The sequence below is a fragment of the Trinickia mobilis genome, from assembly GCF_017315705.1.
GTDB lineage: Bacteria > Pseudomonadota > Gammaproteobacteria > Burkholderiales > Burkholderiaceae > Trinickia_A > Trinickia_A mobilis.
Window position 1 is genome coordinate 32,664 of sequence record NZ_JAFLRF010000040.1, and the last position, 23,724, is coordinate 56,387.

Below are 23,724 nucleotides of genomic sequence, written 5' to 3' on the forward strand. Positions count from 1 at the left end.
CGTACAACCCATATGCGAGGGCGCCCGAGCCCTGGTGTTCTCCCGAAAGACCGCGCGAAGTGCGAGTGGCCGACAACGACGACCAATAGTCGCCGAAAGAGGTATGTCGATGGTCCAGGGCCGCTCCGATAAAACAGCCGGCCCTTATGCCTTGAGTGCGGAGGCCAAGACGCAGGGCATGGGAATCCGCAGTTCTCCTGCATCGTTCCGGTACGCCTCTGCGTCGTACGCGACGGCCTGTTCAATGGATGCCAGCGCGGCTGGAGTCTGGGCGTTTAGCATTGCGGCAATTCGGACGCCACCGCGCATGACCGCGTGAAACGGTGTATCCGGCGCACGAAGCACAAGCGTTTGGTCAACCTCCCGCACCACCGGTTGCACGAACCCGGCATCAAGCAACGCGCGCCTCGACTCCTCCCAATCACTGAACCGAAAGAAGGGCGGTCCCGGCGGCAAGGGCACGTCGGTCGTCCCGTGCTCATCGATTGCCTTTAACACCATAGCGAAGCCGACTGCCTTGTCCGGCGTTGCCGAGACCGTAAAGGCAATTCTGCCGCCAGGTTGCAGAACACGGAATGCCTCCGCGAGTGCACGCTCAGGATGCGGAAAATGCTGCATCCCAAAGCTGATTCCCACTGCGTCGAAGCTGTCGTCGGGAAAGGGCAAATCCTCGGCATCGCCGATGCGAAACTCAAGTTCCGGAAAGACGCGTCTCGCCTTATCGACCATCGCTGCCGAGAAATCCACGCCGGTGACGTCTGCGCCACGTCGGGCGGCTGCGGCAGCGAGGTAGCCAGGCCCCGATGCGATGTCGAGAAAACGCGCGCCCCGACCAATCCCGAGCGCGTCGAGCATGGCCGGATTCGACTGCGTGGTCAAATCACCGAAGTATGTGTGATAGGGCTGCGCGACCCTCTCCCAACCTTGGTGCTCGAGTGTGCTGAAGTCGACCTGTCCCATCCTTGCCTCCCACTCGTTCGACGCCTTGCGTTCCGGGGCGCCGGCCACCGTGTGCCCCTGTGAGACGCGCATGTCCGCCCGGCGGGGAATCAACCAGGTCGGCCACTCAGGGCCAAATAATTCTGTGGCGCAGCGCACCAATAATCGTGGTCAAGAGCCGCCGCACACGCGCTTTTGCGCTAGGCTTGTTTGTGTTGCTATCTTGCTGAAGCATACGCCGCTGCCGGTTTTCGGCGCTATAGTTAAAGCGGTTTCTGAAGGTCTCGATGCGGCGCGGGGAAATGGCTTCGAACATCGAAGGCGACCGGTTCATGTTTTAGCGGCATCTGGCGAATGGGCTGCGAAACTACCGGTGCATGGGGAGCAGCAGATGAAAGACATGAAGGCGCAGTCACTGCGATGCCAAGTCGAAAAATGGCTCGCCCCTACCACGCCTGTGCATGTAACCGAGTTTGGACGCACCTGCTCGGGCCGAGGGCGCTACGTGTGCGTAGAGACTTGGCAACCGACGGGTTTGCACGCGCTGTTTTTCTTCCAACACGACGACGGCTACTGGCACGTATTTCCGCCCGCGGCTGATTCCGCGCAACTGCGCGCGCGGCGCACGGGCACGCACGTCAATTAAGTCGGCTCAGTCCGAAGCTAGCCTGTCGCCTCAATCGTCGCTTTTCTGGCTGACCCACGTCTCGCGCGACGCGCGGGCTTCGTCTCCGCGCCCTTGCCAGCCGTAGTTTTCTCTGAAGCTGTGCCATTGCCGGCAGCCTTTCTGCTGGTGTGCTTGACCGGCGCTGCGCCGGCTGAACTTGCTATCAAGAGGCTGGTGCGGTCCTTCACGGCCTTAATCCAGGCGGGCGCCCGGCCATGTCCCGTCCGTTCAGCGCCCGTCTTAGGGTCGCGATATTTGGTACGCCGACGAACCCTCTCTTTACCTGAGCACGCCTGCGGCGCCCGAAAATGTCTTGTTCCGTGAGTCCGTATTCGGCGACTTTCGCGCGAATTTCGTCAATGACCGCATGAACTTCGAGCGCCTTTGCTTCCTCTGCTTGACGGGCAAGGTCGGCCAATAGAGCCTTGAGTTCGTGATACGTTGCCATTTAGCGCCTCCTCTTCGTCTTCAACGGTCTCGTTCATAGAATAGTGCGACGGTGGATGACTGCAATGTGTGCAGGTTGACGAAGAGCGTCTCCGGCCAATGAAAGACTTCAATGCTCTCCCCCTTGCCAGCGTGTCGTTAGCTGCCGTCAAAAAAAAGGACGAGGCGTACGGCGTACCGGCCCTAACGTCGCCCCGGTCCCCCCTGTAGGAGGTGCCGATGCTGCCGTCAATGTGACCTAGCACCATGAACGTTTAACCAGACTTCCATTCGGCCACACTTGGTAGGTCGCGTCGTACGCGAAGCCGGAGTCAGAACAAGCAATTCGATTGGACCATTCGGATTCCATGCCGGCCCTGCCTGAAGAGCAGTTGGCCCTAAACTGAACCCATGCCCTCCATTCCTCCTGACCGAACACGTTCGCCGCTGTCCCACTACCGGAAGAAACGTGATTTCGACGTCACGCCGGAGCCCGCGCCGTCGGCTGCGAGCCCGTTAGCTGACGACCAGCGATTGGCCTTTGTTATCCAAAAGCACTGGTCTGGCCGACTGCACTATGACTTTCGACTCGAACTCGACGGCGTGTTGATGTCCTGGGCCGTTCCGAAGGGTCCCTGCTACGACCCGAAGGAAAAGAGGATGGCGATTCACGTCGAGGACCATCCGGTCGACTACGCGAGCTTCGAAGGCACTATCCCCCCCAAGCAGTATGGCGCCGGCAGCGTGCTCGTGTGGGACCGCGGAACCTGGGACCCGGTTGGCGACCCGCGCGAAGGCATGAAAGGCGGCAAGCTTGTTTTTCGCCTTCATGGTGAAAAGCTCGCCGGCATGTGGGAGCTGGTGCGCATCGCAAAGCCGGACGACAAGCAAGACCCGTGGATGCTCTTCAAGAAACGCGACGAGTGGGCGCAACCGCTTGCGCAATACGATGTCATCAAGGCGCTCCCTGACAGCGTGGTCGCGAGGCCGCTCGGGCTTGTGGAAGAGCGCGAACCCAAGTCGGCCCGGCACGTGCGCGGAGCCGATTTGGAAATAGACCTCTCTGCCGCGGTGCCGGCTCCGCTTCCCGCGAAACTCGAGCCGCAACTCGCGACCCTCGCCCGCTTCCTGCCGACGGGAGGTGAATGGATAACCGAGGCCAAGCTTGATGGGTACCGCATGCTCGCGCGTGTCGACAAGGGGCGTGTGCGACTCTTTACGAGCGGGCGGCACGATTGGACAAAGAAGCTGGCAGGTCTCGCCGCAGAGGTCGAGCGGCTCCCCGTCTCCAGCGCGTGGCTCGATGGCGAAATCGTCGTACTCAAAGATGGCATTCCCGATTTCGCCGCGCTGCAGGATGCGATGGAGAACGCTTCCAACGGGAACATCGTCTACTTCCTGTTTGACGTGGTGTACCTGGATGGAAAGGACCTACGGGGTGTGCCACTGTGGGCGAGGCGCGCGCTGCTCGCGCAGCTTCTGAAAAATGCGGGCGAACGGATTCGCTTCAGCCAGGATTTTGAGGCGCCACCGGCCCAGGTATTCGAAGCTGCCTCGGGGCTGGGTCTTGAAGGCTTGATGCTCAAACGGCGCGATGCGCCGTATGTCTCAGGGAGGTCGCAGACGTGGCTGAAGGCAAAATGCCGGTTGCGACAGGAGCTTGTCATTTGTGGTTTTACCAATCGCAGCGGCACGGCTGGGGAGATTGGCAGCTTGCTGCTCGGGTATTACGTGGATGGCAAGCTCTACGACGCCGGCAGCGTCGGCACGGGCTGGGATGCCCGGACTGCGCGGGACCTGTGGAACCGTTTCACCCCGCTCGAAGTGGATTCCGCGCCATTTGACGTCCCCGCTGCAAAGTCACCTCGGTCGTCCAGTCGGGCCGCTGGCAGCGAGCGCTGGGTCCAGCCGATATTGGTCGCGGAGGTTGAGTTCGCCGAGTGGACCCCCGACGGTCTCGTGCGGCAGGCCTCCTTCAAAGGATTGCGCGTCGACAAGTCTCCCGGCGACATCACCCGCGAAGCCACCACGACGTCAGCGTCCATGCCTGCGCCACAAGTCAAGGTCACCCACCCGGACAGAGTGATTGACCAAACGACCGGCATCACCAAGCTTGACCTGTTCCGCTATTACGAGAGCGTGGCGCAGTGGCTGTTGCCCCACTTGAAGGACCGTCCACTAGCGATGCTGCGCGCGCCCGCCGGCGTCAGCGAGGAAATGTTCTTCCAGAAGCATGCGGAGACGACAAGGATGCCAGGTCTGAAGGAACACGACCCGAATCGGTGGCCTGGGCACCGGCCCTTGCTGACAGTCGACACGCCTGACGCGCTCATGTCGGCGGCACAGATGAATGTTGTCGAGTTTCACACGTGGAACTCAACAGTGCTGACGCTCGATAGGCCCGACCGGGTCATCTTCGACCTGGACCCCGGCGAAGGACTCAAGTGGGGGCAGATTCAGGAAGCGGCGCTCCTAGTGCACACGCTCCTGTCCGAGCTGGGGCTCAAGGCATGGCTCAAAACAACTGGTGGCAAGGGATTGCACATCGTCGTGCCGATGGTACCGAAGCATGACTACGACACGGTAAAGGGGTTCTCGCGCGCATTCGTCCGACATCTCGCCAAGTTCATTCCCGAACGATTTTCGGCAACCTCAGGGCCCATAAATCGAGTCGGCAAGGTCTATGTCGACTACCTGCGCAACGGAATGGGCCAGACAACTGTCGCCGCCTTTTCGGCCCGGGCTCGGCCGGGCATGGGGGTCTCAATGCCGGTGTCCTGGGAGCAGCTTTCCGCACTGAAGAGTGGCGCGCAGTGGACCGTGTTGACGGCGCGCGAGTACCTGAGCTTCCAGACCCAAGACCCGTGGGCTGATTACTGGTCAACGAGGCAGTCGTTGGCATCAGCAATGAAGCGTCTACAATGATTCGACTGGTGGCCAGCGCAGGAATGTGGGACGTTCCGAGTGCCAGCTGGAGACCCGGAGCCCCGATGGGGGCACATGCATTGCTTGGCGGGCTAGGGAAAACCGGCCCTCCGCGAGGAGAAGTTCATGCCCGCTCGTTCCATCGCCTCGTTATCCCTGTCCTTTGGGCTCGTTTCCATCCCTGTCAAGCTCTATCCTGCGACGGAAAGTGCGTCCGACGTCAAATTCAACCTGCTTGCTCCCGATGGCTCCCGCGTGAAACAGCAGTACATCTCGGAGTCGACGGGCGCGGTTGTCGAACGCTCTTCGATGAAGAAGGGCTATGAGTTTGAGAAGGACAAATACGTCGTATTCACCGGCGACGAACTCAAGGCGCTCGAGGAAGCCGCGAGTCACGTCGTCGAGATACTGGCCTTCATACCGGAGAAAGCGATTGACCCGGTCTACTACGACAAGGCGTATTACATCGCACCCGACAAACGAGGCGGAAAGCCATACGGCTTGCTCCAGCAGGCGCTGGCCGAGAGCGGTCGATGCGCATTGGCCAAGTGGGCTTTCAAGGGCAAGACCCGAATCGTTCAGGTGCGGCCGAACGAAGACGGGCTGGTTTTTCAACAGTTGCTCTTTGCGGACGAGGTGCGGTCACTGAAGGACTTGAGCGTCGAACACGTTCAAGTGACGGATGCTGAACTAAAGCTGGCGTTGCAAATCATCGAGCAGGGTGCCGAGGATAGCTACGACCCGTCGGCTTACGAGGACGAAGAGAAAAAGCGCATCCTTGCGGCCATCGACAGAAAGATTGAAGGCAAGGAGGTCGTCTCGGCCGAGTCTGAAGAGGTGGCGTCAAGCGGCGAGGTTATCGACCTCATGGAGGCATTGCGTGCCAGTCTTAAGGGAGGCGCCAAGGCGAAAGCCACGGCCGCGCCCAAGCGAGAGAGCGCGGAGCCGGTCGTAGAAATTTCTGCAGCCCCCAAAGCGCGGAAGCCCGCGGCCCGCGCGCCAAAGGTATCCACCGAGACCACAGCAAGGGCCCGGGCGCGCAAGTGACGCCACCAAACACCGCGCACGACGTTACGCTACCCAAGCTGCAGGCGATGCTGGGCGTGTCCCGGCGCGTTGTCTCGGGTCTGGTTGCGGCGGGGTTCGTGACGCCGTCGCGCGGGCCGCGCAACGAACTCCGATTCACCTTTCAGGATGTCGTTCTGCTGCGAACCGCATTGCAGTTACGTTCCGCGAAAATACCTCCGCGCAAAATTGTCCAAGCCCTCTCGCGATTGCGGGACGAGCTGCCGGACGAATTACCACTCTCAGGTATTCGCGTCACAGCCGTCGGGAACGATGTCGTCGTGAAGACCGGCCCGTCGCAGTGGGACGCTGCCACGGGGCAGTTCCTGCTTGACTTCGAGGTTGCGGAAATCAAGGGAAATGTCGCTGTCCTCGACACATCGCCATGGCGGAAAGATGCCGCTATCCAAGCTGAGGAATGGTACGACCTTGGAGAGCAGTTGAGGAAGTCCGACGTGAAAGGCGCGGAGCGGGCATACAGACAAGCAGTAGAGTTCTCGCCCGAGCCGTTCTACGCCGCCTACGTTGATTTAGGCGCTTTACTGTGTGAAGACGAGAAGCGTTGCGAGGACGCGCTGCGTGTGTTCGACGATGCGCTGTCCCATTTTCCGGAAGACGCAGTGCTGCATTTCAACCGAGCTGTCGCGCTCGAGGGACTGGGTCGAATCGACGAAGCGGAGCGCAGCTACGAACGGTGTCTCGAACTCAATCCTGCCTACGCTGACGCACATCACAACTTGGCGATACTTTTTGAGACGCGCGGCGACAAGCAAGGCCTGGTGCGCCATCTGAGTGCTTACCGCCGGCTGACGACCTGAGTGACAGGCATCGCTGAGGTTGTCGAGCCTGGAAACATGTTTCTACGCGACCCGGCGTTCTGCGGTCAACTTCCGACTGCCGGCGGCAGGGGTAAACACCCACCACGTGCCGTCACGGTGACGAAAGAAGAACAGTACGCGCATGCCACTCTGTGATGATGTCTCGACGCAGACATATCGTGTTCCGCCCCAACGCGTCCGGCCGAATTCGGTCACGTGAACGGGTGCTGCGGGAGCGGGCACGAGCCATTTTTCGACCTGGCAGCGAAGCGACCTGTCACACATAGTCTTCACGTTCCGCTCCAGCAAATCTAGCAACGACACCCATAGGGCATCGTGCGGGCTGTGAGTGGGCTCAACAGCATCGCTCGATAGAAGCGAGTGTAGCGTTGGGGAAAGTGATGTGATTCGGCGAATCGAAGCCGACTTGCGGTGCGGTTCGACGAATGGCATTCGGCCCGCCGCTCGCACCAGGCGCGGAATTGCACGCGGTATGAAGCGCGTGCCTGGCCGCGGGCGAGTCCCAAACCTACAGATAGTGTTCGCCTGCGTGGTAGCAGGAGCAACTGCCAGCCGCAGCCTGCCTAGCACTCGCGCCATCTCATTTCGCTATCTTGGAAGGTAATTTTGGGCCTGGCTGCCGGCGAACGGGCCCTTTCGGCAGTCGATGGCCGTCCGTCCTCGGCTGTCCACGAATCGAACGTGGACATTGCTTGTCGTTCAGAAGGATGTTGCATGCTTTTCACCGCAGCGTGGCGTTTTGTTGTGCCATCATCGAGACACTATGTACACAGATATCCTTGAAGCCGTGGAGACCGGCTCCCAATCGCATCTGGATGCTTGTATTGTCGATGCCGTGATTCGTTCGCGGCGGGCGATTCGTGCTTTCCGACCTGATGCAGTCTCGAAGGACGACATCGTTGAGATACTGGATGTCGCGCGCACTGCACCGAGCAATTCCAACACTCAGCCGTGGAACGTGCACGTGCTCCATGGCCGGGCGAAACGGGAACTCAGTGAAGCTTTGGGGCAGGCACACGTCGCAGATGACTGCCCGCCGTTGCAGCACATGCCGAACCCTTTGCCCGAGGTTTGCAGGCCATGGCAAGAGGATTTCGGCGCCCGTTACTACGGAGCGCTCGGAATCGACAAAGCGGACGTTGCATCCCGAGTTCGCGCAGCAGGACGTAATTTCGACTTTTTCGGCGCGCCCGTAGGATTGATTTTCACAATCGACACGCGGCTCAAGAAATACAGTTGGCTCGACTGCGGAATCTTCCTCCAAACGCTGATGTTGGCGGCGCGCGCTCGAGGGCTCGATACCTGCGCGCAGGTTTCGTTCGCGCGATACCAGACAGTCATCGCGCAAAAGCTGAAGCTGGAACCCAGCTTCGATGTCGTATGTGGAATGTCGTTGGGCTATGCGGACGAGAACTCGGCGGTCAACAAGCTTGGTATCCCACGCGCGACGGTGGAACAATTTGCAACTTTCCTTGGGTTCGACGGATAGCCGGATTGCAGATACTGCGCAGTTGGTTGCAAGGCGGCAGAGAAGCAGTAGTACGGCTAGGGGACGCAGCGCCCGAATTTTTGCTGACGATTGCGGCCGGAAAGCTGCGTCTTTGTCCGCATCACAAACGCTTCGCCCCTAAAGCCGCCGCTGAGGCGCCCCCAGATTCGTGGGTGCGTATGTTGGCCAAGGTGGCGTGGATTCGCCGGGGATTCGGCTTGGGCGAATGGTCCGCTGGTTCGATTGCCACGTCGACCAACCGCGCCGTTGACTAACCTGAGCGGAAGTGTCTCCGATAGGCGAGCCTTATATGCTCTCCGCGGGTCCGAGTCCGGGTCCGGGTCCGATAGTTCCCGATACATCCCGAGGCATGGCAGGGCACCGAAGGTGCGTACCGGTGCATGCTCGACGGTCTTGCGCTCCTGTTTGATGCGCCGACGGCCGCCAATCTGGCGGCTGCACGCGAAGCGGTCGACGAGGCTGTGAGCGTCGTTCGTGAAGCATCGCAAACCAAGCGTGCATCGCCGGATGCGCGCGCCCAGTTCTAGCGCATTTCTGGCTATCTCCACTTCATCCGCGTTACGTTGGCCGAATTGCCCTCCCCATCGAACGCCGACGCGCATGACTGGCTGCAGGCCTTTCTTGCCCGGTGCTGACTGCTGCTACAGGACCGCTTCGGCAACGAGCTGCAGTGCCGGAGCGAGCTTCATGCAAAGCTCCGGGCGCTCAAGCGCGTAGGTGAGGTTCCTCTGGGCAATCTGCACGTGTTCCGAGGCGAGTGCCTGAGCCCGGGCGCCTTCGCCTCGCTCCATTGCCTGAACGAGGCTGTGATGCTGCTGGTGTGCCATGAAAAGCCACTGGCGGCCCTCATCGATGGCGGACTGCATCGGCAGCATCGCGCTGGCTGCGGCGAACGGCAGCCGGTTGTTCATTTCGATGGCGCGGATGAGTGCCGCGTTGCCGGAGCCTTCAACGATAAGCTGATGGAGCCGGTTGTTCATCTCGGTGTACACCGCGTAGTCGTCGAGCGTCAGCTCGGACTTGGCGAGCAACCGGTCGCCTGTACGCAGGCATTCGTTCAACGCGTTGGACAGCTGTCGCGGCACGCCATGTTCGGCAACCAGCCGGGCCGCCATGCCCTCGAGGTGTCCGCGCACGGCGATGGCGTCCGAGATTTCCGTGGCCGTGATGCGTCGCATGACATATCCGCCCGCCGGAGAGGGTTCCACCAGCCCCTCCTGCTCAAGGGTGGTGAGCGCGAGTCGAACCGGTGTGCGCGACGCCTGCAGCCGCTCGGCAAGGGCCACCTCGGCGAGGCGCTCTCCGGGCGCGAATTCGCCCTTGAGAATCAGGTCGCGCAAATAGACCAGTACGCGCTCTTGCTGGGACTCCATTCTCTTCTCCAGTGGCCCGAATCAGGGCCAGACAATCATCGCAGACGCGCTGCATTCAGCATGTACCGCATTGTAGACGATGGTCGCAGCGATTGCCGTCAAATGGTTATTGGTGTCAGAGCTTAAGTTCAACGATGTATGCAACAGCACTCGTCTGCGGTACAAATGCCGGTATCAGGGAAAATCCTGGTAATGCTGAATAAATTATTAAAAATCAAATACTTATGTATACTCAATCGGCCTATGCAGAAGCCGATGCGCGCGATTGTCTAGCGTCTAATGCATGCATAAATTGAATCAGTGAATTCTTACGCGTATGCTTCGTGCTCACCATGTGATTTGTTGCATACATTGACTCGAGTGATGCATACCATTCCCGCCGGAGAAAAGCCATGATGAGTTCCCAGCAAAACGACCTGATAACGCGCGTCGGCAAGGGCACGCCCGCCGGCGAGCTGTTGCGCAACTATTGGCAGCCTGTGGCGCTGGTCGACGAACTGCCCGCCGAGCGTCCGGTCCGGGCCGTGCGTCTGATGGGCCAGGATTTCGTTGTATTCAAGGACGAGCAGGGCCGCTACGGCATGCTGGACCGTGACTGCCCGCACCGCGGCGCCGACCTCGCGGCAGGACGCCTCGAGGCGGGCGGTCTGCGCTGTGCGTTCCACGGGTGGCTCTTCGATGTCAACGGCAACTGCCTGTCGACGCCGGGAGAACCTGCCGGCAGCACGCTGTGCAAGAAGGTCGGTCAGAGCGCGTATCCCGTCGTGGAGCGCAGCGGCATCCTGTTCGCCTGCATCGGCAACGGTGAACCGCCGGCTTTCCCGAATTTCGACTGCTTTGCCGCGCCGGGCGACTACACGTTTGCCTTCAAGGGCCTCTTTGAATGCAACTGGCTCCAAGCGCTCGAAGTCGGCATCGACCCGGCTCACGCATCGTTCCTGCACCGCTTCTTCGAAGACGAAGACGTGAGCCAGAGCTACGGCAAGCAGTTCCGTGGCGCGTCAGCGGACTCAGACATGCCGATTACGAAGGTGCTGCGCGAATATGAATCGCCCGAGATTCTCGTCAGCCCTGCCGATTACGGCCTGCGCCTCATTGCCAAACGGCCGCTTAACGACGAGCAGACGCACGTTCGTGTGACCAACGTCGTGTTCCCGCAGGCCTTCGTGATTCCGATGAGCTCGGAGATGACCATCACGCAATGGCACGTACCTGTCGATGACGAGAATTGCTACTGGTATGCCATCTTCACGAGCTTTGGCGCGCCGACCAACAAGCAGCAGATGCGCGAGCAGCGGCTCGAACTGTATGAGCTGCCCGACTACACGTCGCGCAAGAACAAACGCAACGACTACGGCTTCAACCTGCAGGAGCAGTTGACCGAGACGTACACGGGCATGGGCTTTGACATCAACGTTCACGACCAATGGGCCGTCGAATCGCAGGGTATTATTCAGGACCGCACGCGCGAGCACCTGGGCACCACCGACAAGGGCATCACCGCGTACCGCCGTCTGCTGGTCGATGCGATTGAGAAGACGCAAGCGGGCGAAAAGACGTTGATGATGATTGACGAGCAGCAGGCGGCCCACCTTACCGGCCCTGCGTCCATCGACGGCATCGGCCCGGCGGACCGCTGGGATGAGTATTGGAAGGAGGCGGACATCAACCGCCGCACGGCCGCCCCGTGGCCGGCACCGAAGGCTTGAGGACCTCCCCGCAACCTGAATGGAGCGCGCGGCTGTCCTGTCGCCGCGCGAATCAAAGATGTCTTTCGTAGAATCACATGGCTTGTGGACAGACGCTCAGCACGTTGCGTACAAAGCGCTGCTGGAGCGCCTGCAAAAGAGTGATGTCCGGGTGGTGCGTTTTTCGTTTCCCGACCAGCATGGACTTCTGCGCGGCAAGACCCTCGTCGTCGACGAGGCTATCAAGGCATTCAAAAGTGGCGTGACGCTCACGACCACGCTCCTCGCCAAAGATACCTCACACCGTACGGTGTTCCCGGTGTTCACTGCCGGCGGCGGCTTCGACATGCCTGAAATGCAGGGCGCGTGCGACACGCTGATGGTCGCCGACCCCGAGACGTTCCGCATCCTGCCCTGGGCGCCGCATACCGGCTGGGTGCTGTGCGACGCCTACTTCGCCAATGGCAGGCCGGTGCCGTTTGGCACCCGGCATCTCTTCAAACGCGCGCTCGGCCAGCTGTCCGGTCATGGGTACGAGTTCGTGTCCGGCCTTGAAGTCGAGTTTCACGTCTTCAAGGTGACCAACCCGAACATGAAGCCCGAGCACTCAGGGCAGCCCGGTACACCACCCGATGTCGAACTGCTCTCGCATGGTTACCAGTATCTGACGGAGTTGCGTTACGACGCTGTCGACGACGTGATGGAACTGCTCCGCTGCAACATCGATGGGCTCGGGCTGCCGGTACGCTCGCTCGAGATCGAGTATGGTCCGAGCCAGTTCGAGTTCACGTTTGCCCCCACGAACGGCATTCGCGGCGCCGACGACATGATTCTGTTTCGCAGCGCGGTCAAGCAGATTTGCCAGCGCAACGGCTATCACGCGACTTTCATGTGCCGGCCGCGGATTCCGAATGTGGTGTCGAGCGGATGGCATCTGCATCAGTCGCTCGTGCATGCCGCGGACGGGAAGAACGTGTTCATGCCGACCTGTGCCGATGAACCGCTTTCGTCGATCGGCCAGAAATATCTGGCGGGGCTTCTCGCGCATGCCCAGGGCGCGACGGCCTTGTCGACGCCGACCATCAACGGTTACCGGCGCTACCGGCCGTATTCGAATGCACCGGACCGCGCCATCTGGGGACGCGACAACCGTGGCGTGATGCTGCGCGTGCTGAGTGGCCCGAATGACCCGGCAAGCCGTGTCGAAAACCGCGTCGGCGAGCCGACGGCTAACCCGTATCTTTACTTCGGCTCGCAGGTGCTCTCTGGCATGGATGGCCTGCGACGCAATCTCGAGTTGCCGCCCTCGGCGGACACGCCTTATGAAACGCAGGCCGACTCGCTGCCTCGCACGCTTGGCGATGCAATCGACGCGCTGCGTGCCGATGAATGTCTACGCGAAGGTTTCGGCAATGCATTCGTCGACTACTTCTGCAAGCTCAAGGAAGCCGAGCTCAACCGCTTCAACCTGGAAGTCACCGAGTGGGAACACCGGGAGTATTTCGAAACGTTCTGACGGTGTTCCCATCGTAAAGGAGAGATGCCATGCCTATCGTCACTTACATTCTGCGCGACGGTGAGCGCCGGGAAATCGGGGTGCCCGCTGGCACCAGCGTGATGGAAGCCGCCATTCGCAACAATGTGCGCGGCATCGATGCCGAGTGCGGTGGTTGCCTGTCGTGCGCAACGTGCCATGTCTATGTCGACGCGTCGTCGACAGCGGAGCTGCCGTCGCCAGACGAGTCCGAACTGGAACTGCTCGAGGGCGTAGCCGCCGAGCGCCGTCCCGAGAGCCGGCTGAGCTGCCAGCTCGTCATGACACCCGCCATGAGCGGACTGGTCGTGCAGATTGTCCAGAAGCAGGGGTGACCTCATGAAACAGACGCTTGTGATTGTTGGGGCATCCTATGCGGGCATGCAGCTTGCCGCGTCCGCAAGGGAATTCGGTTTCGACGGGCATATCGTGCTGCTAGGCGATGAGCCCCACGCGCCGTATCACCGTCCACCGCTGTCAAAAGGCTTTCTGACTGGCAGTTATACGGAGGACCGTCTGCTCCTGCGGTCGCAGGCGTTCCTGGAAGAGGAAAAGATTCAGTGGATGCCATCTACATGCGCCACCTGCATCGACCGCGAACGCAAAGAAGTCGAACTGCATGACGGTGCCCGAATCGCGTACGACCATCTTGCGCTGACGACCGGTGCGCGTGTGCGCAAGCTCGACTGCCCAGGCGCGACGCGCGAGGCGGTGCACTACCTGCGTGACCTGCGCGACGCGCGACGGCTGGCTGAAGCGGTACGTACCGCACGGCGTGCCGTCGTCATCGGTGGCGGCTACATCGGCCTTGAAGCAGCAGCCTCGCTGCGTCAACAGGGACTCGAAGTGACCGTCGTCGAAACAGAGCCACGTTTGCTGGCACGGGTCGCTTCGCCTTGGCTGTCTGAATTCATGCTGCGCGCCCACACGGAGCATGGCGTTGCGTTCAAGTTTGGTCGCAAGGTGGTGGCCTTGCACAACACGGTCAATGTCGTCTCGGTCGAACTCGAGGATGGCTCGCGACTGATGTGCGACCTCATCGTGGTCGGTATCGGCGTCGTTCCCAACACGGAACTGGCCGCAGATAGCGGGTTGAAGGTGGTGGGGGGCATTGCTGTCGACTCCTTCGCGCGCACCAGCGACCCGTCGATTGTGGCCGCGGGCGACTGCGTCTCGTTTGTGCCGCATTGGGCGCCCGCCGGCACGCCTGCCTGCCGTATCGAGTCAGTGCAAAACGCGAACGATATGGCAAAAACCGCTGCGGCTTCCATCGTCGGCCGGACGGAACCCTACCGTGCGCTGCCGTGGTTCTGGTCGGACCAATACGACCTGAAACTGCAAATGGCAGGAGTGCACACCGGGTTCACGGAGTTCGTACTGCGCGGCGCGGTCGAAGACCGCAAGTTCTCGCTCTTTTACTTCCGTGGCGTGAAGCTCATCGCGGTCGACAGCATCAACAGGCCACAGGACCACATGCTCGCGCGCAAGCTGCTGACAAATGGCGCGCAGCCGACACCGCAGCAGGTCAGCGACCCCGACTTCGACCTGAAGGCGCTGGCGAACCAGCCGGCTCTCGTTGCACAGGGAGTCGCGTAATGAGTTCGGGTGAAATCCGCCGCCCACTCGTCGGCCTTGTCTGTGACCGCTTCTTTGTGGGCGAACACGACCTGCACAGCGCAAAGCACAGCTACATCCGGGCATTGATGTCCTGCTCGCGCGTGAGTCCCGTTCTGATTCCAGCTACGCAGGACATCGAGACCATCGAAGACTATCTCGACGGCGTGAGCGGTTTGCTGTTTCCAGGTGGCGCTTCGAATGTCGAAGCCCGACGTTACGGTGGAATCTCGGATATCGACATGCTGGTTGACCCCGACCGCGACCACGTCGCGCTGGAACTGATGCGGGGCGCTGCCGCGCGCGGCATGCCGTTTCTGGCAATCTGCCGTGGTTTCCAGGAAATGAATGTGGCCTTTGGCGGCACGCTCCATACCGACATTCATGCGGCGGGGCGCGCCGCTGAACACCTTGAAGACCCCAACGAGGATTTGTCCACCCGCTACCGGTACAAGCACGACATTGACCTCACTGCCGGTGGCTGGCTCGCCGCACTCACGGGCGAGCAGCGCGTGCGCGTGAATTCGCTTCACCGGCAGGGCGTTGCCGTACTGGCGCCGCCACTCGCTGTTGAGGCATGCGCGCCGGACGGATTGATTGAGGCTTATCGACTCGACGGCAACGACTTTGCACTGGGTGTGCAGTGGCACCCGGAAGTCACCGTGGAGAGTGATGGGACGTCGCGCTCGCTCTTTGAGGCATTCGGGATGAGTTGCCGCCGTTATGCCGCGCAACAGGCCGTTGTTCGCAACAAGGGTTAGAACCATGTCAGCAGAACGCATCGACCTCAACCTGCTTCGCGTGTTCGACGCAGTATTCGAAGACCGCAACCTTGCATTGGCGGGCAAGCGCCTGCATCTCAGTCAATCGGCTATCAGCCATGCGCTTACGCGCCTGCGGCAAGTGCTCGGCGACGACCTCTTTGTGCGCACGGCCAGGGGGATGGAGCCGACCATGCGCGCGCATGGCATGGCAGCGCCGGTGCGCGGCGCGCTTCAGCAAATCAAGGCCGCGCTCGGTGTGGATGCGTTCGACCCTAGCGGTGCACAACGCAAATTCGTTGTTGCCGCGAACGACTGCATAACGTCCCTGCTGCTCGGACGACTCAGCCAGCGACTGAGCGCGGAAGCGCCGCTGGTGGACCTGGTCATCCGGCCCTCGACGCGGCTCGACCTTGCGGGGCAAATAGACGTCGGGCGCATCGATATCGCGGTCGGCATATTCGCAGACGTCCCGTCACGCTTCAGGTCGATGAAGGTCTGGGAGCAGACCGATGTGCTGCTCCTGCATCGTGAACATCCCATTGCCGACCGGCCTCTGACCCGCGAGGACCTGCTGTCCTATCCGCTTGTTGCTATCTCGCAGGGTGGTGAGGAGGACGGGGCGGTGGGCGGCTTTATCGTTGAACGCGGTCTCGCGAGGCAATCGGAGATGTTCAATCGCGACGCGCTCAACGTCGCATTTGCCGACAAGAGTGGGGCACCACGCATGCGCATGTCGGTTGCACATTCCCTGGCGATACCCGCGCTGCTTCGGCACAGCAACATGCTCGCGCTGGTTCCCTCATCGCTTGGCCGCGAACTGGAGCGGCACGGTGAACTGAAAATGCGCGCGACGCCCTATGACTGTCCGAACGTACCAGTGCGTGTTGTCTGGCATGAGCGCAACGACGCAGACCCAGCGTTGCAATGGCTCAGGCATCAGCTTACCGATGTGGCGCGGCAGGTCCGCACCTGCTGATTCACGCTGTTCAAGATTGTTATGCGAAGAATTCACTCTGCCCTTGTCTCTGAGAGAAGTCGCATCAACGTCGTCAAATAGTCGGCAAACATAGGGGCTTCTTGATGCAAAACCGGCACATCGCGCGAGCGTGCGAGTGGCGTGATTCTTTGTCGCCAGTCAGGTGTCCACGCTTTGCCGGGTTGTTGCCCGAAATTGACGCTCTTAAGCTTGGCCGCCGGTGAAATCTGGCATTCAGGCCGTATCGGATTCACTTCAATCCAATAAGTGAGGATGCAATGGAAGAGACCAGGACTGTCGATGTACAAACGCTCATCAACGAGCACCCCTTCTCGGGATATCAGTGGCTGGTGTTCGCAATGTGTTTCATCATCGTACTGATGGACGGCTTCGATACGGCCGCTATTGGCTTCATCGCACCTTCATTGTTGTCGGAATGGAACCTCAGCAAAGCCGCACTGGCACCGGTGTTGAGTGCCGCGCTTTTCGGCCTCGCGTGCGGTGCGCTGATTTCAGGTCCGATATCGGACCGTTGGGGGCGACGGCTCGTTCTGACCGGCTCGGTACTGCTGTTCAGTCTGGCGTGTATTGGTTCGGGCTATGCGTCGAATCTGACGGAGCTGACTATGCCGCGCTTTATCACGGGCGTAGGTCTGGGCGCGGCGATGCCCAATGCGGTGACGCTCATGAGCGAATTCTGCCCGGACAAGCGCCGCTCGACTATCGTCAACCTGATGTTCTGCGGCTTTCCGCTGGGTGCGGCATTCGGTGGCTTCCTTGCGGCGTGGATGATTCCGCAGTTCGGCTGGCGTAGCGTTCTGCATTTCGGCGGCGCCCTGCCCCTTCTCCTCACCGTGATGCTCGCAATCATGCTGCCTGAGTCGATTCGCTACATGGTTGCCAAGCAGCAGCCGGTCGAAAAGATTCGCAAGGTTTTGGTTCGTATCAACGATAGCGCCTGGTCTGCGCAGGCGTTCGTCATGCAGGAAGCCGTGGTGCGTGCGCCCGTTAGTGGCGGCATTCGCATTGTGCTGTCGCGCTCGTACATCCTCGGGTCAGTGCTGTTGTGGCTGTGCTACTTCATGGGCCTTGTCATCTTCTACGGCCTCGTGAACTGGATGCCTGTGCTGTTCAAGGAGGCCGGCATGAGCCCTCAGCGCGCAGCAATGATTTCCGCGCTGTTCCCGTTAGGTGGTGCAGGTACCGTGCTGTGCGGCATGCTGATGGACCGATTCAATCCGAACCGCGTGGTCGCCGCAGCGTATGCGCTTGGCGCGCTCAGCGTCTTTGCAATCGGCCAGTCAATTGGCAACATCGGCCTGCTGGTGTGCGCGGTCTTTGTCGCCGGCGTGCTCGTCAACACGGCGCAGGCCTCGATGCCGTCGCTCGCCGCAGCGTACTATCCGACGGCGGGGCGCGGCACAGGCGTGGCATGGATGTTAGGCGTAGGCCGCTTTGGCGGCATTGCCGGTTCGTTTCTCGTCGCTGAGCTCTCCCGGCAACAGGTCAGCCTGCCGGGCATCTTCACAGTCGTGGCAATCGCAGGGAGCATATCGTGCGTGGCGCTGCTGCTCAAGCAGGCGACCAGCTCGCACGCGGTCGTTGCAGACGTGCCGGATGGAGAGTCGCTCGCACACTAGGTGAGCTTCTGAGGGGGCCTCTCAGCGGGGCCCCGCTGAGCCGATTGGCTACACCGGCTAAGGACAATTGCAAGGAGAGCCCCGTGACCGAAGCAAGCGCACCTCAATGGAACCTGCCTCAATCCTGGCAATAGAAAAAGTTTCACCACCTGCACCGCTTCATCGTCGTGCAGGCTGCGGCGATGACTGCCGTCGAAGGTCGCTACTTGGAAGGCGAAGCCCGACGTGCTGCATAAGTTCAGAAAAGACAAAGCCCCTGAGCGTTGCGTCAGGGGATTAGGACACGCACACTTCGACCTGCATGCTCATCCCGTCACTTAACCGACTATGCTCTCAGTGCTGCGGCGGCGTAACGTCGTACGCAATCCGTCCGGCGGGCAGGAAGAACAGTGCGATAACAGCACCGCCCTTGGCTTCAGGGTAGTGGTGGCTTCCCGGCGCCGGCGCCGTCCAGCCGCCATAGCACCAGCCGCTCGGACCTGCGAGCGCAGCGCCTTCATTGAGCGGCACAACCATGTTGAACTCACCATACGGGTGCGAATGGTAGTCACCGCGAAAGCTGCCTTCTAGGTTGTTCTGGGTGTTTCCCGTGCTGTCCATCAACACCGCAGTGATGCTGAAGAAAAACGTCTGTGCGCAGGGCACAACCAGTCGCGCGCGGCGATAGCGCGGACCGGCGATTTCGACATCGGCGGCCCAGCCTTCTTTCACGCCGATGGTAATCAGTCGCGACACGTCCTTGTACAGCTCACTTTCAACGCCGTACTTCGCATTCAGCCATTGCTCGACTTCAGCGCTCGTGGTCATATCCTTGACCTCTTCCAGAAAGAGAATGCAAAGGGCGACGAGTTCGTCTTTGGCGCTTGCGAATGGGGTCTCAGACATTCCGGTTTCCTCCTTGGATTGCGCATCCTGCACATCCGACATATGGAGCGTGGCGCTCACGTATTGGCGATGGATCAAAAATGCCGGACGCGCTACCGCGTAGTGTGACGATGCCACAAGCTCGCGACCTATAGAAGGGAAACCGTTGCAACACAATAATGCACGGCGTGCACAATACTGGCACTCCTGTTGAACACGGCGAAACGGGGGCCTTCGCGCAGCTCCATGGCACGGCGTAGAGGCTGTTCACGCAGCACGATTTGGGTGCCTGTGAGACCATTCCGCTTCATCTTCGTATCGACTGCCGCACACCGCCTCATGTGCGTACGTATTTTCCTCGAGCCTCATGCAACTGATTGACCCCAGCCTCTGGCGATTTCTTCCCCTCGTTCACGCAGTCGTATTCGGTTCAACAGCCGTCGTCGGCCGCATCCTGATTGCGAAAAACAGACGACACAATGCTGTGTCCTTTTCTCGGGGCGACTCGGCGCGGGACTTCGTCGCCCGATGGTTCTACCTTTGGCTTCCCGTCATCGATGGGCTATTTCTGGCGGTCTATGGATTCACGGGGGAGCGCGGGCAGCCAGTGCTGAACCTTGCTGGCCTCGAGTGGGTTCGATTGGTGGGCGTCGCGTGCCTCATCATCTCCCTGATTTGGGTCGTTGCCTCTCAGGCATCGATGGGTGCCGCCTGGCGAATGGGCGTGGACGCGGACACTCAGACTGAACTCGTCACGTCCGGTCCCTTTGCACTGTCACGCAATCCTGTCTATCTTGGTATCAGAGGCACGATGCTTGGCCAGCTGCTCGTCGTCGGGACGTGGCCCGTTCTCGCCATCTGGCTGATGTCGGAACTGCTGGTCCAGATTCAGGTGCGTTTCGAGGAAGCGCACATGGTGAGGTTGCATGCGCAACGTTATGCCAAGTATTGCGCGCGTGTGCGTCGCTGGCTGTGAGAACCAATTCTGTTCAAGATTGAATTGAATACATTTCAGCGGCACTCCCGGACGCTGCGCTGAACGTCAAAGACAAGCCCCTGCAGTAGATTCTTCCTCCATAAATACCAGACATGGAATGTCGTACGTGTCTTGGGCGAAAATCCGGGCAACTCAATCTTCTTCCGCTTCTTGCTCAACCTCAGGGTGCTTTGTCGCCTTGAGGTTTTCCCTGTTGTTGCTTTTTCTGTCCAACTCTAAGCTCGCCGCCATAGATTCACGCAGGTCGGTTGTATTCGTAGTGCGAAATAATGAATCGTGTTCAAGGAGACTTCATGAAATACGGCAGGATTGCGGCTGTGGCGGCAGGGATGTTCAGTGCCGCGGCATTTGCTCAAAGCAGCGTCACGCTTTATGGAATCATGGACACGGGAGTTGAGTACGTGACCCATGCGAACGCCGCCGGGGACCACTTGATTCGTATGCCCGGTATCACGGGAGAATTGCCTTCGCGCTGGGGCATGCGCGGCTCTGAAGACCTCGGCAGTGGACTCAAGGCAACGTTCATCCTGGAAAGCGGATTCAACGTGCGTGGCGGCGACTCCGGGCAGGGCGGACGGCTTTTCGGCCGACAGGCGCTGGTCGGGCTTGAAGGGCCCTGGGGGGCGTTGACCCTTGGCCGCCAGTACACGATGACGTATTGGGCCCTGTCCGATGCCGACATTCTCGGACCGGACATCTATGGCATCGGGTCGCTGGATGCCTTCGTGCCGAACGCGCGTAGTGACAACACCGTTGCCTACAAAGGCAAGTTCCACGGCTTTACGGTCGGCGCGACATACTCGTTCGGACGGGATAGCGCGGGCACCGGCAATTCGCCGGGTCAGGGCACCTGCGCCGGACAGGTTCCCGGGGATGCAAGCCAGTGTCGTGAATGGAGCGCGATGCTCAAGTACGACAGCACGTACTTCGGGGTGGCCACGGCTTACGACGAGCAACGCGGCGGCACCAACGCAGCGGCGAACTTCTTCGACGGCATCGCGCCGTTCCCGATTACGTCCAGCAGCGACAGGGATGCCCGCCTGCAGGCAAACGGCTACGTCAACTTCGCTGGCGTCAAGGTCGGTGGCGGATGGATTGGACGCCGCGTCGAGTCGAACGGCCCCGGTGGCAGCGTTCGCTCCAATCTCTTCTACCTCGGCGCGCAATACTACATCACGCCTGCCTTCGCCATCGACGGCGAAGCGTACCGCGTCGTCGTCCAGCAGCAGGACGCGCGCGCGACGATGGCTAGCCTGCGCGCGACGTACTTCCTCTCCAAGCGCACGGCCGTCTACGGCAACGTCGCGTATCTCTGGAACAGTGACCACGCTCACTACTCGGTCAGTGCGGGCGGTGGCGGTACTGCGCCGGCCCCAGGCGTGGGGCAGCTCGGCGCGATTGTGGGTATCCGGCACGCGTTCTGACCTGGCGCACTCGACACCCTGTATCGGGCATAGCGAGTCTTCCGGTGCCACGGCCCTCTATGCCCATTTTGCTTGAACGCCCGAGCAAACCCTCTCCAATGCAACGACTCAAAGTCGCCTTACCCGACGGTCCATCGAGGCGTAGTCACGTTCGCTGCCAGACAGACGGGTGATGGAACTTGCTTGCGATGCCCCACGACTGCAGGCGGTCAATGTGGCAGGCAGCCTAGACCAGCCGGTGCGCGTCGCAGTTCAGGGCGGCAGCAATGACCCACCCAACGCTGGCTCGCGTCCGCCGAGCTGAACGTCGAGCGCAAGGGCAGTAGGCGTTGTAGACCGCGACAAGGAGGCTTCGCCGACCCCATACCCGTGCGTATTAACGATTCGCGTCGTGACGAATTTTGTGGCGGTTGTTTAATGCTTGTCTTGCGGACGACCGCGAAGATTTTCACGAACGCGTTTGGCTACCAGGAGAGTCAGGTAGTCCAGGATTCGCGCACCGTCGCTGTACTCGGCCCACGTCTGCGCATACAGCTTCGATACGGTCTCTGTAGGTGTATTGGTCTCAGAGGCGATAGCCTTGACGACATCGTCAAAATTGAGCTGGGCCATAATGCGCTCCTGGCGTTCGAAGAGAGGGGGCGGGCGCCTGCGGGAAGTCGATTAGACGATGTTGCCGACCTGCATGCAAATTGAATCGACCTATCGCTAAGACGAGTCAGTGGTGTTCGTTTTGTCTGCACAGATTCTGTCGTGTATCCGACCTGCCAATGCATTCGGGAAAACGCTTGACAACAGGATATACGGTTTATATCGTTTATCAACCAAGAGATGACCATGAGCGAACCCAGCATCGGGGTGGCCAGGTTGCTCGGCGTACCGGAAGGTGACGTGACTCTTTGGCGCGCCGGAGTTACCGTTCCGAAGAGTACGGATTGTGAGCGCCTTTCTGAACTTCTCGACGTGGACGTCGCGTGGCTATGCGCAAGCGAAGCGTAGGCCACAGTATGTCATGGCAGTTCTCATCGGACGCGAGCTCGCAAGCGGTTCGGCTTGTCGCTACTTATCGGCGCGTCCGCTTGGGTCGCGTGTCGGGCCCCTGCCATTGACCGGCATCACGGTCGAAATGGCATGTTTGAAAACAAGTTGCACGCTTGGACCAGCTCCAGCAGAACTGCAAACTGGTCAAAGCCGGCCAGTTGACCGCTCAGTCTGATGCCGTTCACAAGGAACACGTTTAGGATGGTCTTGTCCGTTACGCGCGCCTGCAGAAAGTCGTCTTGTACGCACGGGCGTGCGGTCATGTTCTGAGGTCAAAGCGATAGGTCCTTCGATTGTACCGACGATTACTGAAGCTGCCCGCCAGTGCGGAGGAAGTGTGTTACTGCGACGCTAGGGCGTCGAGGCGTGCTTCCGCAATCTCGCCCGGGTGTTGGTAGTCGTACGCGTCGAACAACTGTGAGCATAGCTCAGCAAGTGAAGCAAGGCCCACGGCTTGGTCTGCGTGCTCGACCTCTCCTGCGTTGAGTACGTCATCGAGAACCGGAGCGAGACGGCGCAGTCGCACGAAAGTGGCGGCGTCAAGTTTCATGTTGGACCTCCTGTGGCCAGACGGTGGAGCGCACCCCGAATCGACCACCCCCAAGGCGATGCTTACCGTTCGTTTGCTTGGCTCGCGCTTCATGATGTCCCCCCCCCCCAGATTGCGAACATGAGACGCGGAGCCGGCCGGGGGCCGGCGCCGCGATAGTCTGCAAGACTATGTCCCAATCCTGGCCTTTCAAGCTTGACGCAACGCTGACCAACACGTTACAGATTTGTAATCTACGCCTGATTGCGAATCTGTAACTCCACGGTCACTCCGTCGATACGACGCGCGGTCAAGGCTGACACCGTTGTCAACCTTGTGCGCAAACTTCTTGACGCCGTGCGGAAGCAATAGCGCACCGCCCCACTGAACGCCCCCCCCAACAAACGACTATTGACGCGGTGGCGGTGGAAGCGGCGGAAGTGGCGGAACCGCTGGAGGCGGCGGCCGATGCGGAGGCGACCGATGGCGATAGCGCCGTGGTGGGGGCAGCGGCCTGCACCTGCGAACAAGGTGACCGTGCACCCAGACACGCCGGCATTCCATGCGCTGACGCGCGACGGCCTCAACAGGCAAGACGAAGACCGTGGTTGCGACCAGTAATGCGGCCAGTATGCCTTTGTGCATAAATCTCCGATTGAGCAACTGAGAAGTGCGCCGGTTGTAAGAGGTACGTCCTAATAGACGCCTTTTCACTGAGCAACTGTTCCGCGTGCATATGAAGACCGCCTGTCGATACCAACAGTTCCTGTGCAACCGGCTCGGAGCTGTTCCACATATTCAACCGGACGGGAGGCTAATTGGACTCGTCATTGGTAAGCGCGAATTTAAGCGCACATAGATTGTCGATGGTCGAGAGCGCAGCATGTGTGTCCACAGTTTTTTCTGCGG

The 23,724-nt window shown here is 60.4% G+C and carries 21 protein-coding genes and 1 pseudogene; 15 read left to right on the forward strand and 7 right to left on the reverse strand.

Annotated elements, in window-relative coordinates:
* Positions 1–144: 144 nt before the first annotated feature.
* Positions 145–960, reverse strand: coding sequence for a class I SAM-dependent methyltransferase (locus J3489_RS31060; protein WP_207004649.1), 816 nt, complete (start codon positions 958–960; stop codon positions 145–147).
* 70 nt (positions 961–1,030) lie between these two features.
* Between J3489_RS31060 and J3489_RS38990 the strand changes: the two genes are divergently transcribed.
* Entirely contained in the window at positions 1,031–1,585 is a 555-nt protein-coding gene (locus J3489_RS38990) for a hypothetical protein (RefSeq protein ID WP_374193504.1), read from the forward strand.
* A gap of 182 nt (positions 1,586–1,767) precedes the next feature.
* Here the strand turns inward: J3489_RS38990 and J3489_RS38015 are convergent.
* Positions 1,768–2,054: pseudogene (locus tag J3489_RS38015) on the reverse strand (H-NS histone family protein); the annotation flags it as partial.
* A 389-nt stretch (positions 2,055–2,443) separates the two neighbouring features.
* Here J3489_RS38015 and ligD point away from each other — a divergent pair.
* The 5 genes from ligD to J3489_RS31095 all read left to right on the forward strand — a co-directional run bounded on the left by ligD (position 2,444) and on the right by J3489_RS31095 (position 8,898).
* The gene (gene ligD / locus J3489_RS31075) at positions 2,444–4,957 is read left to right on the forward strand and encodes a DNA ligase D (RefSeq protein WP_207004650.1); all 2,514 of its coding nucleotides are present in this window, start codon (positions 2,444–2,446) and stop codon (positions 4,955–4,957) included.
* Positions 4,958–5,083: 126 nt separating this feature from the next.
* Positions 5,084–6,004, forward strand: a complete 921-nt coding sequence (gene ku / locus J3489_RS31080; RefSeq protein ID WP_207004651.1) for a non-homologous end joining protein Ku — start codon at positions 5,084–5,086, stop codon at positions 6,002–6,004.
* A gap of 47 nt (positions 6,005–6,051) precedes the next feature.
* A complete protein-coding gene (locus tag J3489_RS31085; RefSeq protein ID WP_207004674.1) occupies positions 6,052–6,840 on the forward strand; it encodes a tetratricopeptide repeat protein in 789 nt (262 codons plus the stop codon).
* A gap of 784 nt (positions 6,841–7,624) precedes the next feature.
* Positions 7,625–8,350, forward strand: a complete 726-nt coding sequence (locus tag J3489_RS31090; protein WP_207004652.1) for a nitroreductase — start codon at positions 7,625–7,627, stop codon at positions 8,348–8,350.
* 401 nt (positions 8,351–8,751) lie between these two features.
* Positions 8,752–8,898: a hypothetical protein gene (locus tag J3489_RS31095; protein ID WP_207004653.1), complete on the forward strand. Its 147-nt coding sequence runs from the start codon at positions 8,752–8,754 to the stop codon at positions 8,896–8,898.
* Positions 8,899–9,012: 114 nt separating this feature from the next.
* Here J3489_RS31095 and J3489_RS31100 read toward each other — a convergent pair whose 3' ends face one another.
* Entirely contained in the window at positions 9,013–9,744 is a 732-nt protein-coding gene (locus J3489_RS31100) for a GntR family transcriptional regulator (RefSeq protein WP_207004654.1), read from the reverse strand.
* 392 nt (positions 9,745–10,136) lie between these two features.
* Here J3489_RS31100 and J3489_RS31105 point away from each other — a divergent pair, with 392 nt between their 5' ends.
* From J3489_RS31105 to J3489_RS31135, 7 genes are all read left to right on the forward strand, one after another.
* The gene (locus J3489_RS31105; protein WP_207004655.1) at positions 10,137–11,453 is read left to right on the forward strand and encodes an aromatic ring-hydroxylating dioxygenase subunit alpha; all 1,317 of its coding nucleotides are present in this window, start codon (positions 10,137–10,139) and stop codon (positions 11,451–11,453) included.
* A 58-nt stretch (positions 11,454–11,511) separates the two neighbouring features.
* Positions 11,512–12,948 carry a glutamine synthetase family protein gene (locus J3489_RS31110; protein WP_207004656.1) on the forward strand — a complete coding sequence of 479 codons (1,437 nt, stop codon included), beginning with the start codon at positions 11,512–11,514 and terminating at the stop codon, positions 12,946–12,948.
* Between the two features lie 29 nt (positions 12,949–12,977).
* Positions 12,978–13,301 carry a 2Fe-2S iron-sulfur cluster-binding protein gene (locus J3489_RS31115; protein ID WP_207004657.1) on the forward strand — a complete coding sequence of 108 codons (324 nt, stop codon included), beginning with the start codon at positions 12,978–12,980 and terminating at the stop codon, positions 13,299–13,301.
* A 4-nt stretch (positions 13,302–13,305) separates the two neighbouring features.
* On the forward strand, positions 13,306–14,562 hold the full coding sequence (locus J3489_RS31120) for an NAD(P)/FAD-dependent oxidoreductase (RefSeq protein ID WP_207004658.1): 1,257 nt from the start codon (positions 13,306–13,308) through the stop codon (positions 14,560–14,562).
* The gene (locus J3489_RS31125; RefSeq protein ID WP_207004659.1) at positions 14,562–15,341 is read left to right on the forward strand and encodes a gamma-glutamyl-gamma-aminobutyrate hydrolase family protein; all 780 of its coding nucleotides are present in this window, start codon (positions 14,562–14,564) and stop codon (positions 15,339–15,341) included. The genes J3489_RS31120 and J3489_RS31125 overlap by 1 nt, the downstream gene beginning before the upstream one ends.
* Positions 15,342–15,345: 4 nt before the next feature.
* Positions 15,346–16,320: a LysR family transcriptional regulator gene (locus J3489_RS31130; protein WP_207004660.1), complete on the forward strand. Its 975-nt coding sequence runs from the start codon at positions 15,346–15,348 to the stop codon at positions 16,318–16,320.
* A 278-nt stretch (positions 16,321–16,598) separates the two neighbouring features.
* Positions 16,599–17,960, forward strand: a complete 1,362-nt coding sequence (locus J3489_RS31135; RefSeq protein WP_207004661.1) for an MFS transporter — start codon at positions 16,599–16,601, stop codon at positions 17,958–17,960.
* A 333-nt stretch (positions 17,961–18,293) separates the two neighbouring features.
* On the opposite strand, the gene J3489_RS31140 is transcribed toward J3489_RS31135, so the two are convergent.
* The gene (locus J3489_RS31140) at positions 18,294–18,845 is read right to left on the reverse strand and encodes a 4-hydroxylaminobenzoate lyase (protein WP_207004662.1); all 552 of its coding nucleotides are present in this window, start codon (positions 18,843–18,845) and stop codon (positions 18,294–18,296) included.
* Positions 18,846–19,191: 346 nt separating this feature from the next.
* Between J3489_RS31140 and J3489_RS31145 the strand changes: the two genes are divergently transcribed.
* Both J3489_RS31145 and J3489_RS31150 read left to right on the forward strand, forming a co-directional pair.
* Entirely contained in the window at positions 19,192–19,800 is a 609-nt protein-coding gene (locus J3489_RS31145) for a methyltransferase family protein (protein WP_207004663.1), read from the forward strand.
* Positions 19,801–20,114: 314 nt separating this feature from the next.
* Complete coding sequence (locus J3489_RS31150; RefSeq protein WP_207004664.1) at positions 20,115–21,245, forward strand: porin; 1,131 nt, start codon at positions 20,115–20,117, stop codon at positions 21,243–21,245.
* Positions 21,246–21,659: 414 nt separating this feature from the next.
* Here J3489_RS31150 and J3489_RS31155 read toward each other — a convergent pair whose 3' ends face one another.
* The 3 genes from J3489_RS31155 to J3489_RS31165 all read right to left on the reverse strand — a co-directional run bounded on the left by J3489_RS31155 (position 21,660) and on the right by J3489_RS31165 (position 22,836).
* Entirely contained in the window at positions 21,660–21,857 is a 198-nt protein-coding gene (locus tag J3489_RS31155; protein ID WP_207004665.1) for a DUF3562 domain-containing protein, read from the reverse strand.
* 503 nt (positions 21,858–22,360) lie between these two features.
* A complete protein-coding gene (locus tag J3489_RS31160) occupies positions 22,361–22,549 on the reverse strand; it encodes an RNA chaperone Hfq (RefSeq protein ID WP_242540441.1) in 189 nt (62 codons plus the stop codon).
* Positions 22,550–22,626: 77 nt separating this feature from the next.
* Complete coding sequence (locus J3489_RS31165; protein ID WP_207004666.1) at positions 22,627–22,836, reverse strand: hypothetical protein; 210 nt, start codon at positions 22,834–22,836, stop codon at positions 22,627–22,629.
* Between the last annotated feature and the right edge of the window lie 888 nt (positions 22,837–23,724).

What these genes read in the sequence shown, in the direction of transcription:
- J3489_RS31145 (WP_207004663.1), top strand. Translation starts at nt 19,192, where the DNA reads ATGCAACTGATTGACCCCAGCCTCTGGCGATTTCTTCCCCTCGTTCAC.
- J3489_RS31060 (WP_207004649.1), bottom strand. Translation starts at nt 960, where the DNA reads ATGGGACAGGTCGACTTCAGCACACTCGAGCACCAAGGTTGGGAGAGG.
- ku (WP_207004651.1), top strand. Translation starts at nt 5,084, where the DNA reads ATGCCCGCTCGTTCCATCGCCTCGTTATCCCTGTCCTTTGGGCTCGTT.
- J3489_RS31165 (WP_207004666.1), bottom strand. Translation starts at nt 22,836, where the DNA reads ATGAAACTTGACGCCGCCACTTTCGTGCGACTGCGCCGTCTCGCTCCG.
- J3489_RS38990 (WP_374193504.1), top strand. Translation starts at nt 1,031, where the DNA reads ATGTCCGCCCGGCGGGGAATCAACCAGGTCGGCCACTCAGGGCCAAAT.
- J3489_RS31130 (WP_207004660.1), top strand. Translation starts at nt 15,346, where the DNA reads ATGTCAGCAGAACGCATCGACCTCAACCTGCTTCGCGTGTTCGACGCA.
- J3489_RS31160 (WP_242540441.1), bottom strand. Translation starts at nt 22,549, where the DNA reads ATGACCGCACGCCCGTGCGTACAAGACGACTTTCTGCAGGCGCGCGTA.
- J3489_RS31100 (WP_207004654.1), bottom strand. Translation starts at nt 9,744, where the DNA reads ATGGAGTCCCAGCAAGAGCGCGTACTGGTCTATTTGCGCGACCTGATT.
- J3489_RS31085 (WP_207004674.1), top strand. Translation starts at nt 6,052, where the DNA reads ATGCTGGGCGTGTCCCGGCGCGTTGTCTCGGGTCTGGTTGCGGCGGGG.
- J3489_RS31140 (WP_207004662.1), bottom strand. Translation starts at nt 18,845, where the DNA reads ATGTCTGAGACCCCATTCGCAAGCGCCAAAGACGAACTCGTCGCCCTT.
- J3489_RS31110 (WP_207004656.1), top strand. Translation starts at nt 11,512, where the DNA reads ATGTCTTTCGTAGAATCACATGGCTTGTGGACAGACGCTCAGCACGTT.
- J3489_RS31090 (WP_207004652.1), top strand. Translation starts at nt 7,625, where the DNA reads ATGTACACAGATATCCTTGAAGCCGTGGAGACCGGCTCCCAATCGCAT.
- J3489_RS31155 (WP_207004665.1), bottom strand. Translation starts at nt 21,857, where the DNA reads ATGGCCCAGCTCAATTTTGACGATGTCGTCAAGGCTATCGCCTCTGAG.
- J3489_RS31120 (WP_207004658.1), top strand. Translation starts at nt 13,306, where the DNA reads ATGAAACAGACGCTTGTGATTGTTGGGGCATCCTATGCGGGCATGCAG.
- J3489_RS31150 (WP_207004664.1), top strand. Translation starts at nt 20,115, where the DNA reads ATGAAATACGGCAGGATTGCGGCTGTGGCGGCAGGGATGTTCAGTGCC.
- J3489_RS31095 (WP_207004653.1), top strand. Translation starts at nt 8,752, where the DNA reads ATGCTCGACGGTCTTGCGCTCCTGTTTGATGCGCCGACGGCCGCCAAT.
- J3489_RS31135 (WP_207004661.1), top strand. Translation starts at nt 16,599, where the DNA reads ATGGAAGAGACCAGGACTGTCGATGTACAAACGCTCATCAACGAGCAC.
- J3489_RS31125 (WP_207004659.1), top strand. Translation starts at nt 14,562, where the DNA reads ATGAGTTCGGGTGAAATCCGCCGCCCACTCGTCGGCCTTGTCTGTGAC.
- ligD (WP_207004650.1), top strand. Translation starts at nt 2,444, where the DNA reads ATGCCCTCCATTCCTCCTGACCGAACACGTTCGCCGCTGTCCCACTAC.
- J3489_RS31115 (WP_207004657.1), top strand. Translation starts at nt 12,978, where the DNA reads ATGCCTATCGTCACTTACATTCTGCGCGACGGTGAGCGCCGGGAAATC.
- J3489_RS31105 (WP_207004655.1), top strand. Translation starts at nt 10,137, where the DNA reads ATGATGAGTTCCCAGCAAAACGACCTGATAACGCGCGTCGGCAAGGGC.